This window comes from Vibrio sp. 10N.222.52.C3 (genome assembly GCF_041474195.1).
GTDB lineage: Bacteria > Pseudomonadota > Gammaproteobacteria > Enterobacterales > Vibrionaceae > Vibrio > Vibrio crassostreae_C.
Map to the genome: position 1 here is coordinate 1 of NZ_JBFRTQ010000134.1, position 687 is coordinate 687.

Consider the following 687-nt stretch of genomic DNA (forward strand, 5'->3'; position numbering starts at 1 on the left):
TTTTATAACTCTGTAAATAATTGATTTTTAGATGTTATTTAATAATTAAGGTAAAATAAAATTATTCTTTATCAATCTTGTTGGTAGCTCGAGATGCATTGGTTAATAGTAATGTCAATCCGAAAAACATCGGTCTGATAAATATAAGAATTAGTGGTTATCTATTCTCATACCATTACCAATTTAACGCTGTCGAACCGACAAGAGGCAACTTGAATGTTAGATAAGAAAGACGCAATGAGTGCTATTGCAAGCTACAGAATGGAAAGCACACTTCGTGGAGTCGACTTAAATCTTTTGACTGTATTTGATGCAGTTATGCAAGAGCAAAACATTACACGTGCAGCTCACAATCTGGGTATGTCTCAGCCTGCTGTAAGTAACGCTGTTGCTCGTCTAAAAGTGATGTTTAACGACGAACTATTCATGCGCCAAGGTCGTGGTATTCAACCGACTCAACGTGCACGTCAGTTGTTTGGTCCTATCCGCCAAGCGCTACAATTAGTACGCAACGAACTACCAAGTTCTGTGTTCTCTCCAGAGTCTTCTTCTCGCCTGTTCAAGCTTGCGATTTGCAGCCCTTGTGACATGCGTTTTGCACCTAAGATTATGTCGACTATCAACGAGCAAGCACCAAGCGTTAAACTGCACATGGACGCTGAGTTCGATCGTCAGCTTTCTGAGCGT

1 protein-coding gene is annotated in these 687 nt (G+C 40.3%); it reads left to right on the forward strand.

Annotation, left to right across the window (positions count from 1 at the left end; genetic code table 11):
• Positions 1-216 precede the first annotated feature (216 nt).
• On the forward strand, positions 217-687 hold a 471-nt coding region (gene leuO / locus AB4517_RS18865; protein WP_136975174.1), incomplete at its 3' end, for a transcriptional regulator LeuO.